This window comes from Citrobacter youngae (assembly GCF_003818115.1).
GTDB classification, from domain to species: domain Bacteria; phylum Pseudomonadota; class Gammaproteobacteria; order Enterobacterales; family Enterobacteriaceae; genus Citrobacter; species Citrobacter youngae.
On the sequence record NZ_RPOI01000024.1, the window covers coordinates 1 to 16,433 of the forward strand.

At 54.1% G+C, this 16,433-nt stretch carries 16 protein-coding genes and 1 pseudogene; 7 read left to right on the plus strand and 10 right to left on the minus strand.

Features of this window, described 5'->3' with window-relative positions; genetic code table 11:
• Positions 1–170: 170 nt before the first annotated feature.
• The 4 genes from slyD to kefG all read right to left on the minus strand — a co-directional run bounded on the left by slyD (position 171) and on the right by kefG (position 3,437).
• A complete protein-coding gene (gene slyD, locus EHN13_RS19640) occupies positions 171–776 on the minus strand; it encodes a peptidylprolyl isomerase (protein ID WP_003023634.1) in 606 nt (201 codons plus the stop codon).
• A 94-nt stretch (positions 777–870) separates the two neighbouring features.
• Positions 871–1,071 (minus strand): YheV family putative zinc ribbon protein, encoded by a 201-nt coding sequence (locus EHN13_RS19645; RefSeq protein WP_003023632.1) that lies wholly within the window; start codon positions 1,069–1,071, stop codon positions 871–873.
• A 9-nt stretch (positions 1,072–1,080) separates the two neighbouring features.
• Positions 1,081–2,886: a glutathione-regulated potassium-efflux system protein KefB gene (gene kefB, locus EHN13_RS19650; protein WP_124021945.1), complete on the minus strand. Its 1,806-nt coding sequence runs from the start codon at positions 2,884–2,886 to the stop codon at positions 1,081–1,083.
• The gene (kefG, locus tag EHN13_RS19655) at positions 2,886–3,437 is read right to left on the minus strand and encodes a glutathione-regulated potassium-efflux system ancillary protein KefG (RefSeq protein WP_003023629.1); all 552 of its coding nucleotides are present in this window, start codon (positions 3,435–3,437) and stop codon (positions 2,886–2,888) included. The genes kefB and kefG overlap by 1 nt, the downstream gene beginning before the upstream one ends.
• 132 nt (positions 3,438–3,569) lie before the next feature.
• Here kefG and EHN13_RS19660 point away from each other — a divergent pair, with 132 nt between their 5' ends.
• From EHN13_RS19660 to EHN13_RS19675, 4 genes and pseudogenes are all read left to right on the plus strand, one after another.
• Entirely contained in the window at positions 3,570–5,471 is a 1,902-nt protein-coding gene (locus EHN13_RS19660; RefSeq protein WP_124021946.1) for an ABC transporter ATP-binding protein, read from the plus strand.
• A gap of 157 nt (positions 5,472–5,628) precedes the next feature.
• A pseudogene (locus tag EHN13_RS19665) lies at positions 5,629–6,697 on the plus strand (hydrolase).
• A complete protein-coding gene (locus EHN13_RS19670) occupies positions 6,694–6,912 on the plus strand; it encodes a YheU family protein (RefSeq protein WP_003023615.1) in 219 nt (72 codons plus the stop codon). Before EHN13_RS19665 ends, EHN13_RS19670 begins: the two are co-directional and overlap by 4 nt.
• A gap of 53 nt (positions 6,913–6,965) precedes the next feature.
• The gene (locus tag EHN13_RS19675) at positions 6,966–7,835 is read left to right on the plus strand and encodes a phosphoribulokinase (protein WP_048213534.1); all 870 of its coding nucleotides are present in this window, start codon (positions 6,966–6,968) and stop codon (positions 7,833–7,835) included.
• 98 nt (positions 7,836–7,933) lie between these two features.
• On the opposite strand, the gene EHN13_RS19680 is transcribed toward EHN13_RS19675, so the two are convergent.
• Positions 7,934–8,338, minus strand: coding sequence for an OsmC family protein (locus EHN13_RS19680; RefSeq protein ID WP_043018552.1), 405 nt, complete (start codon positions 8,336–8,338; stop codon positions 7,934–7,936).
• A gap of 306 nt (positions 8,339–8,644) precedes the next feature.
• Here EHN13_RS19680 and crp point away from each other — a divergent pair, with 306 nt between their 5' ends.
• Entirely contained in the window at positions 8,645–9,277 is a 633-nt protein-coding gene (gene crp / locus EHN13_RS19685; RefSeq protein WP_000242758.1) for a cAMP-activated global transcriptional regulator CRP, read from the plus strand.
• A gap of 51 nt (positions 9,278–9,328) precedes the next feature.
• Positions 9,329–11,416, plus strand: coding sequence for a YccS/YhfK family putative transporter (locus tag EHN13_RS19690; RefSeq protein WP_124021977.1), 2,088 nt, complete (start codon positions 9,329–9,331; stop codon positions 11,414–11,416).
• Positions 11,417–11,510: 94 nt separating this feature from the next.
• Here EHN13_RS19690 and argD read toward each other — a convergent pair whose 3' ends face one another.
• The 5 genes from argD to ppiA all read right to left on the minus strand — a co-directional run bounded on the left by argD (position 11,511) and on the right by ppiA (position 14,847).
• On the minus strand, positions 11,511–12,728 hold the full coding sequence (gene argD / locus EHN13_RS19695; RefSeq protein ID WP_048213535.1) for a bifunctional acetylornithine/succinyldiaminopimelate transaminase: 1,218 nt from the start codon (positions 12,726–12,728) through the stop codon (positions 11,511–11,513).
• A gap of 85 nt (positions 12,729–12,813) precedes the next feature.
• Positions 12,814–13,377, minus strand: coding sequence for an aminodeoxychorismate synthase component 2 (gene pabA / locus EHN13_RS19700; protein ID WP_124021948.1), 564 nt, complete (start codon positions 13,375–13,377; stop codon positions 12,814–12,816).
• A 31-nt stretch (positions 13,378–13,408) separates the two neighbouring features.
• Positions 13,409–14,011, minus strand: a complete 603-nt coding sequence (locus EHN13_RS19705; protein ID WP_124021949.1) for a putative adenosine monophosphate-protein transferase Fic — start codon at positions 14,009–14,011, stop codon at positions 13,409–13,411.
• Positions 14,001–14,168: a YhfG family protein gene (locus tag EHN13_RS19710; protein ID WP_003827708.1), complete on the minus strand. Its 168-nt coding sequence runs from the start codon at positions 14,166–14,168 to the stop codon at positions 14,001–14,003. Before EHN13_RS19710 ends, EHN13_RS19705 begins: the two co-directional genes overlap by 11 nt.
• Positions 14,169–14,274: 106 nt before the next feature.
• Positions 14,275–14,847 carry a peptidylprolyl isomerase A gene (gene ppiA, locus EHN13_RS19715; protein WP_003023595.1) on the minus strand — a complete coding sequence of 191 codons (573 nt, stop codon included), beginning with the start codon at positions 14,845–14,847 and terminating at the stop codon, positions 14,275–14,277.
• Positions 14,848–15,111: 264 nt separating this feature from the next.
• On the opposite strand from ppiA, the gene tsgA reads away from it, so the two are divergent.
• Entirely contained in the window at positions 15,112–16,293 is a 1,182-nt protein-coding gene (gene tsgA / locus EHN13_RS19720; protein ID WP_048213538.1) for an MFS transporter TsgA, read from the plus strand.
• Positions 16,294–16,433 lie beyond the last annotated feature (140 nt).

The window sequence follows — 16,433 nt, forward strand, 5'->3', positions numbered from 1 at the left end:
TTTTTTGTGTCCGAAAGCGCTAACGCTTATCGGATCTACTCACATATACCCAAAGGATTTCAAATCACAGCAAGGCGGCAAGCTTGAGGAAGTCCTGGGAGCATAGATAACTATGTGACCAGGATTCGAAAGCGCAGCCAACACCGCTGTGGGTTGAAAGACGAAGGGTATTAGTGGCAACCGCAGCCGCCGCCGTTACCTTTACCGCCACCGCCGCAGCAGCCTTCGCCGCCGTGCTCGTGACCATGGTCGTGGCCGTGTCCACCGCAGCAACCGTCATGACCGTGGTCATGATCGTGGTCGTGACCGTGCGCACCGTGAACGTGGCCGTGAGCCAGTTCTTCTTCGGTCGCTTCGCGGATAGCAACAACTTCTACGTTGAATTTCAGATTCTGGCCAGCCAGCATGTGGTTACCGTCAACCACAACGTGGTCGTCTTCCACTTCGGTAATTTCTACCGGTACTGGACCCTGGTCAGTTTCAGCCAGGAAACGCATGCCAACCTGCAGTTCGTCAACGCCCATGAAGACGTCTTTAGGAACGCGCTGCACCAGGTTTTCGTCGTACTGACCGTATGCGTCGTTTGCGCCAACAGCAACATCGAATTTGTCGCCAACTTCATGACCGTCCAGCGCTGTTTCCAGGCCAGAAATCAGGGAACCGTGACCATGCAGGTAGTCCAGCGGTGCACTCACCGGAGACTCATCAACCAACACACCGTCTTCTGTACGTACCTGATAGGCCAGGCTGACCACCAGGTCCTTTGCTACTTTCATGATATCTCCTGAGCATGGAAAGAATAGTGGCGCAGATTGTAGCGGAATTCTGCACCCGTGTACCCTCTAGCTTAAAAAAAGCTGCGCCATATCGCTAGTCCGGATGAAAAATCCCGATCACTTGCTCTTCTTTGCGAACGTGCTCGCGCGCCTCTTTATCGGCTTCCCGCATCTGATGACCGCACTTAACACACTCAACAATATCGATATTATTTTCGCGCCACATCGCCAGCGTATCCTGCGACTGGCAGGACGGACATTTTGCGCCTGCGATAAAACGTTTACGAATTGCCATGATTATCCTCTACTCAAATTCATCCCAGCCATCCAGCTGACGTCGCTCTTGCTGCATCTCTCGTTGGAAAATTTCCTCCAGCTCGCGCCGGGCTTCCCTGGCTCGAGAGATTTGTACCGTATCTGTATGCATGGGGATCAGTTCCCGCAGCATGCGCATATCCAGCCGACGAAAATGCAGCTGAGCACGCTGTGCCTGGTGCGGATGCATCCCCAGTGTAACCAGCGTTTTACGCCCCAACTCCAGCGCACTGGAGAACGTTTCGCGGGAAAACTGCGTCACACCGGCCTGTAATAACTCATGCGCCTCTACACGTCCGCGCGCTCGCGCAAGAATATGCAAATGCGGAAAATACTGTTGGCACAGTTCCACCAGTTTCATTGTGTCTTCTGGCTCATTACAGGTAATAACAATAGACTGTGCCGCCTCTGCCCCTGCGGAGCGCAACAGTTCCACCTGAGTGGCGTCACCGTAGTAGACCTTGTAGCCATATTTGCGCATCAGATTCACCGCGCTGATATCTCGCTCCAGGACGGTAATACGCATTTTATTGGCCATCAACAGGCGACCAATAACCTGACCAAAACGCCCAAACCCCACCACAATCACCTGCGGTTTATCATCTTCCACCCAGGGTTTTTCGTCTTCCTCATCCGTGCCGTTAAACTGGCGGGAGAGCCATTTATCAATCAGCTTCATCACCAGCGGCGTGGTCATCATCGACAGCGTGACGGCCACCAGCAGCAACGCCATTTGGTCGCCCTGAAACAGCCGTTGCGAGGATGCCGTTGAAAACAGTACGAAAGCGAATTCACCGCCCTGACTTAAAACCCCGGCAAATTGCATCCGTTCAGAGCTTCTCATGCCGTTAAGACGCGCCAGTACATACAGCACCAGCATTTTTACGACCACCAGCACGATCACGCTCGCTGCCACCCACAGAATATGGGTGTAGAGCACGCCGAGATTGAGCGACATGCCCACGGAGATAAAAAACAGCCCGAGCAACAGACCTTTAAACGGATCGATTGCCGTTTCCAGCTCATGTCGGTATTCGCTTTCCGCCAGCAGCACACCCGCGATAAACGTTCCCAGCGCCATTGACAGCCCCAGCGCATCCATAAATAAAGCAGAACCCAGCACCAACAGCAGCGTGGCGGCGGTGAACACTTCCCGCACGCCAGAATCCGCAATAAAGCGGAAAACCGGACGCAGCAAATAGCGCCCGCCAATCAGCATACCGGCAAAGGCCAGCACCTTCATTCCCACTTTAATCCAGTCAAAATGTTCGTCAGCAGAACCCGCCAGCAGCGGAACCAGCGCCAGCGCAGGGATCACCGCCAGATCCTGAAACAGCAGCACCGAAAAACCCAACTGCCCGGATTCACTGCGGTTCATGCCTTTTTCGCGCATCAACTGTAGCGCCATCGCGGTCGATGACATCGCCAGACCAATGCCGCCAACCACTGCCGCCTGCCAGGAGAACGCAGTGAGCATCAATAACCCGGCCAGCACCACCGCGCTCAGCATCACCTGCGCGGCGCCGACGCCAAATATTGAACGCCGCAGTTGCCACAGTTTGGCCGGATTAAGTTCCAGCCCAATAATGAACATCAGAAACACCACGCCCAGCTCGGAAAAGTGCAGGATTTCATCCACATCGCTGATGAACCCTAATCCCCACGGGCCGATGGCAATACCCGCCAGCAAATATCCTAACACCGGGCCGATACCCAACCTGGACGCCAACGGCACCGCCGCCACCGCCGCGAAGAGAAACAACACTCCGGCTGTCAACAAATCTGAACCTTCCATCAGCGGCCTCCCACAGGGATCGGATTCGCCAGCCAGTCACCATACGCTTTCGCATGGCTGTCCAGCTCCTGCTTCGTTTGCCTTCTGGCCCAGTAAACGATAATAGGGCTCATCCAGTGCATGCGGCACATACCGGCCGTCAGCTCGAAAGGGCGCAGCACATCGCTCATTGGATAACGGTTTAGCGCGTCATAGCGGTAGGCACTTTCCGGTTCTCCGGTAGTGATAACGCTACGCCAGTACTTTCCCGCCAGTTGATTCCCTCCGGGACCGCTGGCAAATCCGCGGCTCAGTACGCGGTCAAGCCACTCCTTTAACAGCGCCGGACAGCTATAGGTATAGAGTGGGTGCTGAAAAACAATCACATCATGCTCACGCAGCAGCGCCTGTTCATGCGGAATATCGATAAAAAAATCAGGATAGTGCGCGTAAAGGTCGTGCACGGTAACATTGCTGAGCTGCATGGCCGGTTTAAGCAGAACACGGTTCGCGACCGAGTCCTGAGATTCCGGATGGGCATACAGCAGCAAGACTTTCGCTGGCTGGAACATCATCCCCCTCCCGGTTTTGTCTTTTGTCTATTTTCGACGTTTTGGGCTACCATTGCGCCTCGGTGCGGCAAACGGCCCGCACATTACATTATCATAATGATAAATTAACATAGTCTGAACATACGGCGCCTTATGATTGTTTTCTCATCGTTACAAATTCGTCGCGGCGTGCGCGTCTTGCTGGACAATGCCACGGCCACCATTAATCCAGGGCAGAAGGTTGGCCTGGTGGGTAAAAATGGCTGTGGTAAATCTACCCTGCTGGCATTGCTGAAAAATGAACTCAGCGCCGACGCTGGAGGATTTACCTATCCGGGAAACTGGCAGCTCGCGTGGGTGAATCAGGAAACGCCTGCGTTGCCACAGCCCGCGCTGGAGTACGTCATTGACGGCGACCGCGAATATCGTCAACTGGAAGCGCAGTTGAACGACGCCAACGAACGTAACGATGGACATGCCATTGCCACTGTCCATGGCAAGCTGGATGCCATCGATGCCTGGACCGTGCGTTCACGCGCCGCCAGCCTGCTGCATGGCCTCGGTTTCTCCAACGAACAGCTTGAACGGCCGGTCAGCGACTTCTCCGGTGGCTGGCGTATGCGCCTCAACCTGGCCCAGGCGCTGATTTGCCGTTCAGACCTGCTGCTGCTCGATGAACCTACCAACCACCTCGATCTCGACGCGGTGATCTGGCTGGAAAGATGGCTGAAAAGCTATCAGGGCACGCTGATCTTGATCTCCCACGACCGCGACTTTCTCGATCCGGTGGTGGATAAAATTATTCATATCGAACAGCAAACCATGTTCGAGTACACCGGCAACTACAGCGCGTTTGAAATCCAGCGTGCGACCCGCCTCGCGCAGCAACAGGCAATGTACGAAAGCCAGCAGGAGCGCGTGGCACATCTGCAAAGCTATATCGATCGTTTCCGCGCTAAAGCAACGAAAGCAAAACAGGCGCAGAGTCGTATCAAAATGCTGGAACGCATGGAGCTGATTGCCCCTGCGCACGTGGACAACCCGTTCCACTTCAGCTTCCGTGAACCGGAAAGCCTGCCAAACCCGCTGCTGAAGATGGAAAAGGTCAGCGCTGGCTACGGCGATCGCACAATCCTCGACTCCATCAAACTGAATCTGGTGCCGGGTTCTCGCATCGGCCTGTTAGGCCGCAACGGTGCGGGTAAATCAACGCTGATTAAGCTGCTGGCCGGCGAACTGGCCCCCATCAGCGGCGAGATTGGCCTGGCGAAAGGCATCAAGCTGGGCTACTTCGCTCAGCACCAGCTGGAGTTTTTACGCGCCGATGAATCGCCTATCCAGCACCTGGCGCGCATGGCGCCGCAGGAGCTTGAGCAGAAACTGCGAGACTACCTCGGCGGATTCGGCTTCCAGGGCGATAAAGTCAGCGAAGAAACCCGTCGCTTCTCCGGTGGCGAAAAAGCGCGTCTGGTGCTGGCGTTGATCGTCTGGCAGCGCCCGAACCTACTGCTGCTCGATGAACCGACCAACCACCTGGATTTAGATATGCGTCAGGCGCTGACCGAAGCGCTGATCGATTTCGAAGGCGCGCTGGTCGTGGTTTCGCACGACCGTCACCTGATTCGCTCCACCACCGACGACCTCTATCTGGTACACGACAAGAAAGTCGAGCCGTTTGACGGCGATCTGGAGGATTATCAGCAGTGGCTGAGCGATGTGCAAAAACAGGAAAGCCAGGGCGACGAACCGGCGAAAGAGAGCGTTAACAGCGCCCAGGCGCGTAAAGACCAGAAGCGTCGCGAAGCGGAGCTGCGCACCCTGACGCAACCGCTGCGTAAAGAGATTACTCGTCTGGAAAAAGAGATGGAGAAACTGCACGCACAGCTGGCACAGGCGGAAGAGAAACTCGGCGACAGCGAACTGTACGACCAAAGCCGTAAAGCTGAGCTCACGGCATGTCTGCAACAACAGGCAAGCGCGAAGTCCGGGCTGGAAGAGTGTGAGATGGCCTGGCTGGATGCGCAGGAACAGCTTGAGCAGATGCTGGCCGAGTAGCCCTGCCGGATAAAGCGAAGCTGCCATCCGTCACCGGAGCCGAAAATGCCTGATGGCGACGTTCGCGCGTCTTATCAGGCCTACGTTTCGGTCCTGGCTCGCGTAACCTGCTGACTGACTGGCGACAAAATCACATATTGGCTAACCCGCACGCGCTGTGCGCGGTATAGTTATTCTTTCCGATTATTAATTGCTCCGGTGTTATGGTTGAAATCACGTCCACAGAAATGACCCCACCTACCGACGATTCGCGAGAATTCCGCCCGATGCGCGGTATCAGTAACCGCCATCTGCAGACGATGCTGCCGCGATTAATTCGCCGTAAGGTGAAGTTCGACGCCCACTGGCAGCGTCTGGAATTGCCCGACGGTGATTTCGTCGATCTGGCGTGGAGTGAAGATCCGCAACAGGCGAAACACAAACCGCGCCTGGTGGTTTTTCACGGTCTGGAAGGTAGTCTGAACAGCCCGTACGCCCACGGCCTGATTGAAGCAGCACAAAAGCGCGGCTGGCTGGGCGTGGTAATGCATTTTCGCGGTTGCAGTGGTGAGCCCAATCGTTTGAACCGTATTTATCACTCCGGTGAAACAGAAGATGGCACCTGGTTTTTACACTGGCTGGAGCGTGAGTTCGGTCGTGTACCCACCGCTGCGGTTGGCTATTCGCTCGGTGGAAACATGCTGGCCTGCCTGCTGGCAAAAGAAGGGAACACGATCCCCATTGATGCCGCGGTTATCGTCTCCGCGCCTTTCGTGCTGGAAGCCTGTAGTTACCATATGGACAAAGGATTCTCCAAGGTCTATCAGCGCTACCTGCTTAACCTGTTGAAAGCCAATGCCTCGCGTAAGCTTGAGGCTTATCCTGGCTCGCTGCCGGTGAGTCTGGCCCAGTTGAAATCTTTGCGCCGCATTCGCGATTTTGACGATCTGATCACCGCCAAAATCCACGGTTTCGCCGATGCTATAGACTATTACCGCCAGTGCAGCGCCATGCCGTTGCTCAATCGGATCGCCAAACCAACGCTGATTATCCATGCTAAAGACGATCCGTTTATGGATCATCACGTGATCCCGAAACCGGAAAATCTGCCTTCGCAGGTGGAATATCAGCTGACTGAACATGGCGGCCACGTCGGATTTATTGGTGGCACAGTGCGCCGTCCTGAGATGTGGCTGGAATCAAGAATCCCGGACTGGCTGACAACGTATCTGGAGGCGTCATCATGATTATCCCATGGCAAGATATCTCTCCGGACGCGCTGGACAATCTGATTGAAAGCTTTGTCTTGCGTGAAGGCACCGATTACGGTGAACATGAACGCTCGCTCGAACAAAAAGTCGCCGACGTCAAACGCCAACTACAATCAGGTGAAGCCGTGCTGGTGTGGTCCGAACTGCATGAAACGGTCAACATTATGCCGAGGAAGCAGATTCACGAGTAATCCGTTGCCGCCGGCCGACTTTACTATAATTACAACCATTTCATGGAGTTGTTATGTCTGCCAAACATCCGGTGATTGCGGTAACAGGATCCAGCGGCGCGGGGACCACCACCACCAGCCTCGCGTTTCGTAAAATTTTCGCGCAGTTAAACCTGCGCGCCGCCGAGGTGGAAGGTGACAGTTTTCACCGCTATACCCGTCCGGAAATGGACATGGCGATTCGCAAAGCACGCGATGCCGGGCGGCATATCAGCTATTTCGGCCCCGAAGCTAACGACTTCGGTCTGCTGGAGCAAACCTTCATTGAATACGGCCAGACGGGCAAAGGTCAGTCGCGTAAATACCTGCACACCTACGATGAGGCCGTACCGTGGAATCAGGTTCCGGGGACATTTACGCCCTGGCAGCCGCTGCCTGAACCGACGGATGTCCTGTTCTATGAGGGACTGCACGGTGGCGTTGTCACCCCACAGCAAAACGTGGCCCGGCATGTCGATCTGCTGGTTGGCGTGGTGCCGATCGTAAACCTGGAGTGGATCCAGAAGCTGACCCGCGATACCAGCGAACGCGGGCATTCACGTGAAGCGGTAATGGACTCGGTGGTGCGCTCAATGGACGATTACATCAATTACATCACCCCACAGTTTTCCCGCACGCATATTAACTTCCAACGCGTACCGACCGTCGATACCTCTAATCCCTTTGCCGCCAGGAGCATTCCGTCACTGGATGAAAGCTTTGTCGTGATTCATTTTCGTAATCTGGAAGGCATCGATTATCCCTGGCTACTGGCCATGCTGCAGGGCTCATTCATTTCGCATATCAATACGTTGGTCGTGCCGGGCGGCAAGATGGGTCTGGCGATGGAATTGATTATGCTACCGCTGGTCCAGCGACTGATGGAAGGTAAAAAGATAGAGTGATATGTGGAAAGCGCCGGATGGCGCTTCGCTTATCCGGCCTACGACTCAACATCATCCTGTAGGCCGGATAAGGCAACGCCGCCATCCGGCATCAGCAATTACGCGGCAACGACTTCATAAGAATGGGTAATGTTCACCGCCTTTTCCAGCATCAGCGCTACGGAACAATACTTCTCCGCCGAGAGGTCAACTGCGCGAGACACAGACGCATCTTTCAGGTCGTTACCCGTTACAATGAAATGCAGGTTGATATGGGTGAACAGGCGCGGCGCTTCATCACGACGCTCGGAGGTCAGCTTCACTTCGCAGTTGGTCACATCCTGACGCCCCTTTTGCAGGATCGACACCACATCAATTGCGCTGCAACCGCCCGCAGCCATTAAGACCATTTCCATCGGGCTCGGCGCTTTATCACCAGAGTTACCGTCCATCAAAATTTGGTGGCCTGAGGCGGACTCACCGAGGAAGGTTAACCCCTCAACCCACTTTACACGCGCTTGCATATTTCGTAACTCCAATGTTTCAATTTTCCTGACAGATTACGCGTACATAACAATTCTCGCAATGGAAGGCGACCTGCGTCATGCTGAAGCGAGACACCAGGAGACACACGGCGAAAGCTATGCTAAAACAGTCAGGATGCTACAGTAATACATTGACGTACTGCATGTATGCAGAGGACATCACATTACAGGCCGTCGCACGTATTGACAGCCCCCTTCCCAGGTAGCGGGAAGCACATTTTTGCAAACCCAGAGACAGGTTGTTTTTTGGCTCTGGAGACAGCTTATAACAGAGGATAACCGCGCATGGTGCTTGGCAAACCGCAAACAGACCCGACTCTCGAATGGTTCTTGTCTCATTGCCATATTCATAAGTACCCATCGAAGAGCACGCTGATTCACCAGGGTGAAAAAGCGGAAACGTTGTATTACATCGTTAAAGGCTCAGTGGCAGTGCTGATCAAAGATGAAGAAGGGAAAGAAATGATCCTCTCTTATCTGAATCAGGGCGATTTTATTGGTGAATTAGGCCTCTTCGAAGAAGGCCAGGAACGTAGCGCCTGGGTACGTGCCAAAACCGCATGTGAAGTCGCTGAAATTTCCTACAAAAAATTTCGCCAATTAATCCAGGTCAACCCAGATATTCTGATGCGTCTGTCTTCTCAGATGGCTCGTCGTCTGCAGGTAACGTCTGAAAAAGTAGGCAACCTTGCCTTCCTCGACGTAACTGGTCGTATCGCCCAGACTCTGCTGAATCTGGCGAAACAGCCTGACGCAATGACTCACCCGGACGGCATGCAGATTAAAATTACCCGCCAGGAAATTGGCCAGATCGTTGGCTGTTCCCGTGAAACCGTTGGTCGTATCCTGAAAATGCTGGAAGATCAGAATCTGATCTCCGCGCATGGTAAGACCATCGTCGTCTACGGCACGCGTTAATCCCATCGACATGGCGTGTTACGTAGTAATGCGCCATTTTTGTTTGCTCCGATGTGGCGAAGACTGATTTATCACCCCGAGATCAACTACGCACTACGACAGACGCTGGTGCTATGTTTACCTGTGGCTGTCGGCCTTATCATTGGTCAGCTTCATCTGGGGCTCTTATTCTCCCTCGTCCCTGCCTGCTGCAATATTGCCGGTCTTGATACCCCGCATAAGCGCTTTTTCAAACGCTTAGTGATTGGCGCGTCTTTGTTTGCCGGATGCAGTCTGATCATGCAGTTACTGCTGGCAAAAGATATACCGCTGCCGCTGATCCTCACCGGCCTGACGCTGATTCTTGGTGTAACCGCAGAATTAGGCCCTCTGCATGCGCGACTACTACCTGCCTCGCTTATCGCGGCAATTTTCACGCTCAGCCTGGCCGGGAACATGCCCGTCTGGGAGCCACTGCTGATCTACGCGCTGGGCACATTGTGGTACGGCCTGTTCAACTGGTTCTGGTTCTGGATGTGGCGCGAGCAGCCGCTGCGTGAATCGCTCAGTTTGTTGTACCGCGAATTAGCCGATTACTGTGAGGCCAAGTACAGCATGCTGACCCAGCATGCCGATCCCGAAAAAGCGCTTCCTCCCCTGCTGGTGCGCCAACAAAAAGCGGTGGATTTAATTACCCAGTGCTATCAGCAAATGCATATGCTGTCGGCGCATCGCAACAACGATTATAAGCGCCTGCTACGTGCCTTTCAGGAGGCGCTCGATTTACAGGAACATATCTCCGTTAGCCTCCACCAGCCGGAAGAGGTGCAAAAGCTGGTTGAACGTAGCCACGCCGAACAGGTGATTCGCTGGAATGCGCGCACCGTCGCCGAACGCCTTCGCGTTCTGGCCGATGACATTTTGTATCACCGCTTACCGACCCGTTTCTCAATGGAAAAGCAGATTGGCACGCTGGAGAAAATCGCCAACCAGCATCCGGACAATCCGGTAGGACAGTTTTGCTACTGGCACTTCAGCCGTATTGCCCGCGTGCTACGCACCCAGCGACCACTGTATGCCCGTGATTTAATGGCTGACAAGCAGCGTCGGCTGCCGCTGATCCCTGCCCTGAAAAGCTATCTGTCGTTGAAATCCCCGGCGCTGCGTAATGCCGGACGCATCAGCGTCATGTTGAGCATTGCCAGCCTGATGGGCAGCGCCTTACACCTGCCAAAACCCTACTGGATTTTGATGACAATCCTGTTCGTCACGCAAAATGGCTATGGGGCGACCCGGGTACGTATTTTACACCGTTCAGTAGGGACGCTCGTCGGCCTGGTGATCGCCGGCGTCACACTGCACTTTCATATTCAGGAAGGTTACACGCTGGCAGGCATGCTGCTGATAACCCTGGTGAGTTATCTGACCATCCGCAAAAACTACGGCTGGGCTACCGTCGGCTTTACGGTCACCGCGGTATATACCCTGCAACTGCTGACGCTGAACGGGGAACAGTTTATCGTGCCGCGGTTTATCGATACGGTCACTGGCTGCCTGATCGCCTTTGGCGGAATGCTCTGGCTGTGGCCGCAGTGGCAGAGCGGTTTGCTGCGTAAAAACGCCCACGATGCGTTAGAAGCCGATCAGGAGGCTATTCGCCTGATCCTGAGCAACGATCCCCAGGCCACACCGCTGGCGTATCAACGCATGCGGGTCAACCAGGCGCATAACACGCTGTTCAACTCACTTAACCAGGCGATGCAGGAGCCTGGTTTCAACTCGCACTATCTGGCGGACATGAAACTGTGGGTTACGCATAGCCAGTTCATCGTCGAACACATCAACGCAATGACTACGCTGGCAAGGGAACATACGATGCTGACGCCGGATTTGGCGCAGCGGTATCTGGAATCCTGCGAAATTGCGATCCAGCGCTGCCAGCAGCGGCTGGAATATGACGGCCCCGGAAGCTCCGGCGATGTGAATATTCTCGAGGCGCCAGAGATGCTGTCCCATGGGCCTTTAAGCACCCTTGAGCAGCACCTACAGCGGATATTGGGGCATCTGAATACCATGCACACCATTTCGTCGGTAGCATGGCGTCAGCGACCGCATCACGGGATCTGGCTGAGCCGCCGACTGCGGGATATGAAGGGTTAAGAGAGTTGCCGGATGGCGGCGTAACGCCTTATCCGGCCTACGGGGTAAGGTGTGATTCGTAGGCCGGATAAGCGTAGCGCCATCCGGCAATCCATCAACCCACCACTTTCGCCACGGCCTGCGCGAAGCGCTGCATCCCTTCATCAATATCAGCCTGCTCCACCACCAGCGACGGTGCAAAACGCATCACGTCCGGCCCGGCATTCAGTACCATCACGCCTTCATTCGCCGCGGCGTACAAGAAATCACGCGCCCGGCCTTTAAACTGCGGCTTCAGTTCGGCGCCGATCAGCAGTCCCATACCGCGAATGTCGCTGAAAATGTCAAACTGCTGGTCAATTTTCTGCAAATGCTGAACAAACGCCTGGCGTTTGGCCTGAATACCTTCCAGCACTTCCGGCGTGTTGATGATATCAAACGCCGCTCCCGCAACCGCGCAGGCCAGCGGGTTACCGCCGTAAGTGGATCCATGCGAGCCCACGTGGAACGCCGAGGCAATCTCCTGGGTGGTCAGTACCGCGCTCACCGGGAAGCCGCCGCCGAGCGCCTTGGCGCTGGTCAGGATATCCGGCGTCACGCCGTAGTGCATATAGGCAAACAGTGAGCCGGTTCGCCCCATTCCGCTCTGTACTTCATCAAATACCAACAATGCCTGGTGCTGATCACAAAGTTCACGCAAACCTTGCAGGAATGCCGGCGTTGCCGCAGTAACGCCACCCTCGCCCTGAATAGGTTCGATCACCACCGCACAGGTATGATCGTCCATCACCGCTTTGACCGCATGCAGATCGTTAAACGGTACATGGATGATATCCGCCGGTTTGGGTCCAAAGCCGTCGGAGTATTTCGGCTGCCCGCCGACGGATACGGTAAACAGCGAACGACCGTGAAACGCGTTATGGAAGGCAATAATCTTGGTTTTGAACGGGCTATGGCGCACGCAGGCATAGTGGCGCGCCAGCTTAAAGGCGGTTTCGTTAGCTTCGGTACCGGAGTTCATGAACAGTACGCGTTCGGCGAAGGTTGCATCAATGATTTTACGGCCTAAGCGCAACGCCGGTTCGTTGGTAAAAACATTGCTGGTATGCCACAGGGTTTCGCCCTGAGTTTTTAACGCCTCAACCAGCGCCGGATGGCAATGCCCTAACGCGGTAACTGCAATACCACCCGCGAAATCAACGTACTCTTTACCCTGTTGATCCCATACTCGACTCCCTTTCCCTTTTACAGGGATAAACTCAGCCGGTGCATAAATCGGCAGAATCACTTCATCGAATGTCGCGCGTGTAATTGCAGTTTGTTCAGTTGCCATGTCATTACCACCCTGTTAAGCAGAAATGCCAGTGAAATTATAATCACAAAATATGAATAAAAAATCACTGAATAGCAACCACAAATCACCGGTTGAGGAAATTAGCCAGCAGCTGATGCCCCTGTTCGCTGAGAATACTCTCCGGGTGAAACTGCACCCCTTCCATATCCCACTCCCGGTGGCGAATACCCATGATCTCCTGCGTTTCACTCCAGGCGGTCACCTCAAAGCACTCAGGCAACGTCTCAGGTGCGACCACCAACGAATGGTAGCGCGTTACCGTTAATGGATTGGCGAGCCCCTGAAAAACGCCCTGCCCGTTATGCGTAATCGGCGACGTTTTACCATGCATCACTTTCGCCGCCCGCACAACGGTCGCGCCAAAGGCCTGCGCCATCGCCTGATGGCCCAGACAAACACCCAGCAGAGGGATCTTCCCTGCGAAATAGCGAATAACCTCCAGCGAAATACCGGCGTCATCCGGCGTACAGGGTCCCGGGGAAATCACTATTTTCTGCGGATTCAGCGCATCAATTTGCGCCAGCGTCAGCGCGTCGTTGCGCCTGACAAGGACATCTGCGCCCAGTTCGCAGAAGTATTGATACAGGTTCCAGGTAAAAGAATCGTAGTTATCGATAAGCAGGATCATGGCGGCTCCGGTACAGAAGAACCGCGCTATTCTACTCAGTTTCCAGGGCTTCGCTTACCACTTTACGAAATATCGCCTGCAGTGCGGACAGGTCCCCCATGGCACCGCTTTGATTTGCCTGGTTCCACTCCTCAACCTTGATGCCCTCCCAGTTGAGTATATACCCGGCATGAATCGCCAACTGTTCGAAGAAAATACGCTGCGCCAGACCACTGCCGATGCGAAACGGGTGCAGCACATTAATTTCACAGTAGTAGTGTGCGAGGCGGTCGACAAACTTTTCTTGCGACAACCCCACCAGCCAGGACTCGTCTTCCAGGTCCTGCATCAGCGCATTGCCCTCTTTCTCGATATAAGCGAAATGGCAAAAGCGGGTATCGCCCTGGTAGATATCGACTTCTCGCAGATGTCCCGCCCAGTCAAAAATATCCTGATAGAGTTGGCGATGAATAGCACACAGATGCGGCAAACCCCGTTTAAGCGGGCCCAATTCGATAGTCGCCGCACGCAGCGCCGTCAGTTCATAAGCCGCCTGCGCCAGACGCTGCGCCTGATGAATCCCCAGCCGGTTACGCATGACATTCAGGCCCGGATATAAATAGGGGTCACGTCCATCACCGAATTTATCGCTCATAGTGCCTCCGCAATTCTTCAAGACGCGCCAGGGCGTCTTCAGCGCTCAGAGTAACCCGTGGAATATCCACGCCTTCCAGTCGCCGGCTTGCCTGGAAATTGGCATTTCGCCGCTGTTCCCACAGCCTGGACTTTTGTTTATCGGTGAGTTTTTTCACGTGACCTCCCTGAATGAGCCGACACTTGCCACAAGTATAAGCAGCAATTTCGGGTTACGCAGAGAGAGGGGTGAACGCGGGCAAGAACTACCCGCGCGAGATACGATTACGGCAGAACTTTAGCAGAAAGGATAACAATCGGTTTTGACGGAACATTCTGGTAAGGACCGACATCGTGGGTCTGAACCTGAGAGATCTTATCCGCGACATCCATACCTTTCACAACTTTGCCGAAGACAGCATAGCCAAAGTCGCGCTGGCCGTGATCGAGGAAAGCGTTGTCTGCAATGTTGATAAAGAACTGGCTGGTTGCGCTGTCTTTATCCGCTGTACGCGCCATAGCAATCGTGCCGCGGGTGTTACGCAGTCCGTTATCGGCTTCATTCTTGATTGGCGGGTTAGGTTTCTTCTGCTGCATCTGCTCGGTAAAACCACCACCCTGCACCATAAATCCAGGGATCACACGGTGGAACGTGGTGTTGTTATAGAAACCGCTGTTGACATAATCGACAAAGTTTTGCACTGAAACCGGGGCTTTCTGACTGTTCAGCTCCAGCTCAATGTTACCGGCAGAAGTTGTCAGCAGGACATGCGGATCCCCTTTCGCTGCCAGCGCTGCGGGAGAGAGAGCAGAAAGAGCGAGAACAGCTGCAACAGCCGCCAGAGTCGATTTGAGCATGAGAATTCCTTAACAAGAGCAGAAATGAAGCAAGTGGATTGATTCTAAAGAGCCTTCATGAACAAGGCCATCCCTTTACCTAATTTTACGTACTTGAAACAAATGTAACCTCATAGCCGTAAATGTCTATGTGATCACGATCACATACAAAAATGTAACAGGCTCAGTAATTACCAAAAAACATTTAAATACATCACTAAAACGCCTAAAATCTGCCCGCTCACGGCGCCGTTAATGCGCCTTACACTTCTATACAGGCCAGTCATGACTAACAGCAATCGCATTAAGCTCACATGGATTAGCTTTCTCTCCTACGCCCTGACAGGTGCGTTGGTCATTGTCACCGGGATGGTGATGGGAAACATCGCAGACTATTTCCATTTGCCCGTTTCCAGTATGAGTAACACTTTCACCTTCCTGAATGCAGGTATCCTGATCTCTATTTTTCTGAATGCCTGGCTGATGGAAATCGTGCCGCTGAAAACGCAATTGCGTTTTGGCTTCATCCTGATGGTCCTGGCGGTCGCCGGACTGATGCTCAGCCACAGCCTGGCCTTGTTCTCTGCGGCCATGTTTGTGCTGGGTGTGGTGAGTGGTATCACCATGTCGATTGGTACATTCCTGGTGACCCAGATGTACGAAGGTCGCCAGCGCGGTTCCCGCCTGCTGTTTACTGACTCCTTCTTCAGCATGGCGGGGATGATTTTCCCGATGGTGGCAGCGTATCTGTTAGCACGCAGCATCGAATGGTATTGGGTCTATGCCTGCATCGGCCTGGTCTACGTCGCCATTTTCCTGCTGACCTTTGGCTGCGAATTCCCGGCGCTGGGTAAACACGCGCAGCAACCGGACGCCCCGGTAGTGAAAGAAAAATGGGGTATTGGCGTGCTGTTCCTGGCGATCGCCGCGCTGTGCTACATCCTCGGTCAGTTGGGCTTTATCTCCTGGGTACCGGAATACGCCAAAAGCCTGGGCATGAGCCTGAACGATGCGGGTAAACTGGTCAGCGACTTCTGGATGTCTTATATGGTTGGCATGTGGGCGTTTAGCTTTATCCTGCGATTCTTCGATCTGCAGCGCATCCTGACCGTACTGGCAGGTCTGGCCACCGTTCTGATGTATCTGTTCATCACCGGCACGCCGGAACATATGCCGTGGTTCATTCTGACGCTGGGCTTCTTCTCCAGCGCGATTTATACCACCATTATTACCCTCGGCTCACAGCAGACGAAGGTCGCCTCACCAAAACTGGTTAACTTCGTTCTGACCTGCGGCACCATCGGTACTATGCTCACCTTCGTGGTCACCGGTCCTATTGTGGCGCACAGCGGCCCGCTGGCGGCATTGCAGACGGCGAACGGTTTGTATGCCGTCGTATTCGTGATGTGCTTTATTCTTGGGTTCGTCACGCGTCATCGCCAGCATAACGCGCCAGCCACGCATTAATCTCACTGCCGGATGGTATCTGTGCTATCCGGCACACTCTCGCGCCCTCTTCCTTTCACTGGTCATGTAGGCCAATTCTTACAAAAACCCCTTAAATTGTGCGCTTTTTATACAAACACGAAAAGCCAGTTAATTCCGTA

What these genes read in the sequence shown, in the direction of transcription:
- slyD (WP_003023634.1), bottom strand. Translation starts at nt 776, where the DNA reads ATGAAAGTAGCAAAGGACCTGGTGGTCAGCCTGGCCTATCAGGTACGT.
- EHN13_RS19690 (WP_124021977.1), top strand. Translation starts at nt 9,329, where the DNA reads ATGTGGCGAAGACTGATTTATCACCCCGAGATCAACTACGCACTACGA.
- tsgA (WP_048213538.1), top strand. Translation starts at nt 15,112, where the DNA reads ATGACTAACAGCAATCGCATTAAGCTCACATGGATTAGCTTTCTCTCC.
- EHN13_RS19675 (WP_048213534.1), top strand. Translation starts at nt 6,966, where the DNA reads ATGTCTGCCAAACATCCGGTGATTGCGGTAACAGGATCCAGCGGCGCG.
- EHN13_RS19705 (WP_124021949.1), bottom strand. Translation starts at nt 14,011, where the DNA reads ATGAGCGATAAATTCGGTGATGGACGTGACCCCTATTTATATCCGGGC.
- ppiA (WP_003023595.1), bottom strand. Translation starts at nt 14,847, where the DNA reads ATGCTCAAATCGACTCTGGCGGCTGTTGCAGCTGTTCTCGCTCTTTCT.
- kefB (WP_124021945.1), bottom strand. Translation starts at nt 2,886, where the DNA reads ATGGAAGGTTCAGATTTGTTGACAGCCGGAGTGTTGTTTCTCTTCGCG.
- kefG (WP_003023629.1), bottom strand. Translation starts at nt 3,437, where the DNA reads ATGTTCCAGCCAGCGAAAGTCTTGCTGCTGTATGCCCATCCGGAATCT.
- EHN13_RS19670 (WP_003023615.1), top strand. Translation starts at nt 6,694, where the DNA reads ATGATTATCCCATGGCAAGATATCTCTCCGGACGCGCTGGACAATCTG.
- crp (WP_000242758.1), top strand. Translation starts at nt 8,645, where the DNA reads ATGGTGCTTGGCAAACCGCAAACAGACCCGACTCTCGAATGGTTCTTG.
- EHN13_RS19645 (WP_003023632.1), bottom strand. Translation starts at nt 1,071, where the DNA reads ATGGCAATTCGTAAACGTTTTATCGCAGGCGCAAAATGTCCGTCCTGC.
- EHN13_RS19680 (WP_043018552.1), bottom strand. Translation starts at nt 8,338, where the DNA reads ATGCAAGCGCGTGTAAAGTGGGTTGAGGGGTTAACCTTCCTCGGTGAG.
- EHN13_RS19660 (WP_124021946.1), top strand. Translation starts at nt 3,570, where the DNA reads ATGATTGTTTTCTCATCGTTACAAATTCGTCGCGGCGTGCGCGTCTTG.
- pabA (WP_124021948.1), bottom strand. Translation starts at nt 13,377, where the DNA reads ATGATCCTGCTTATCGATAACTACGATTCTTTTACCTGGAACCTGTAT.
- argD (WP_048213535.1), bottom strand. Translation starts at nt 12,728, where the DNA reads ATGGCAACTGAACAAACTGCAATTACACGCGCGACATTCGATGAAGTG.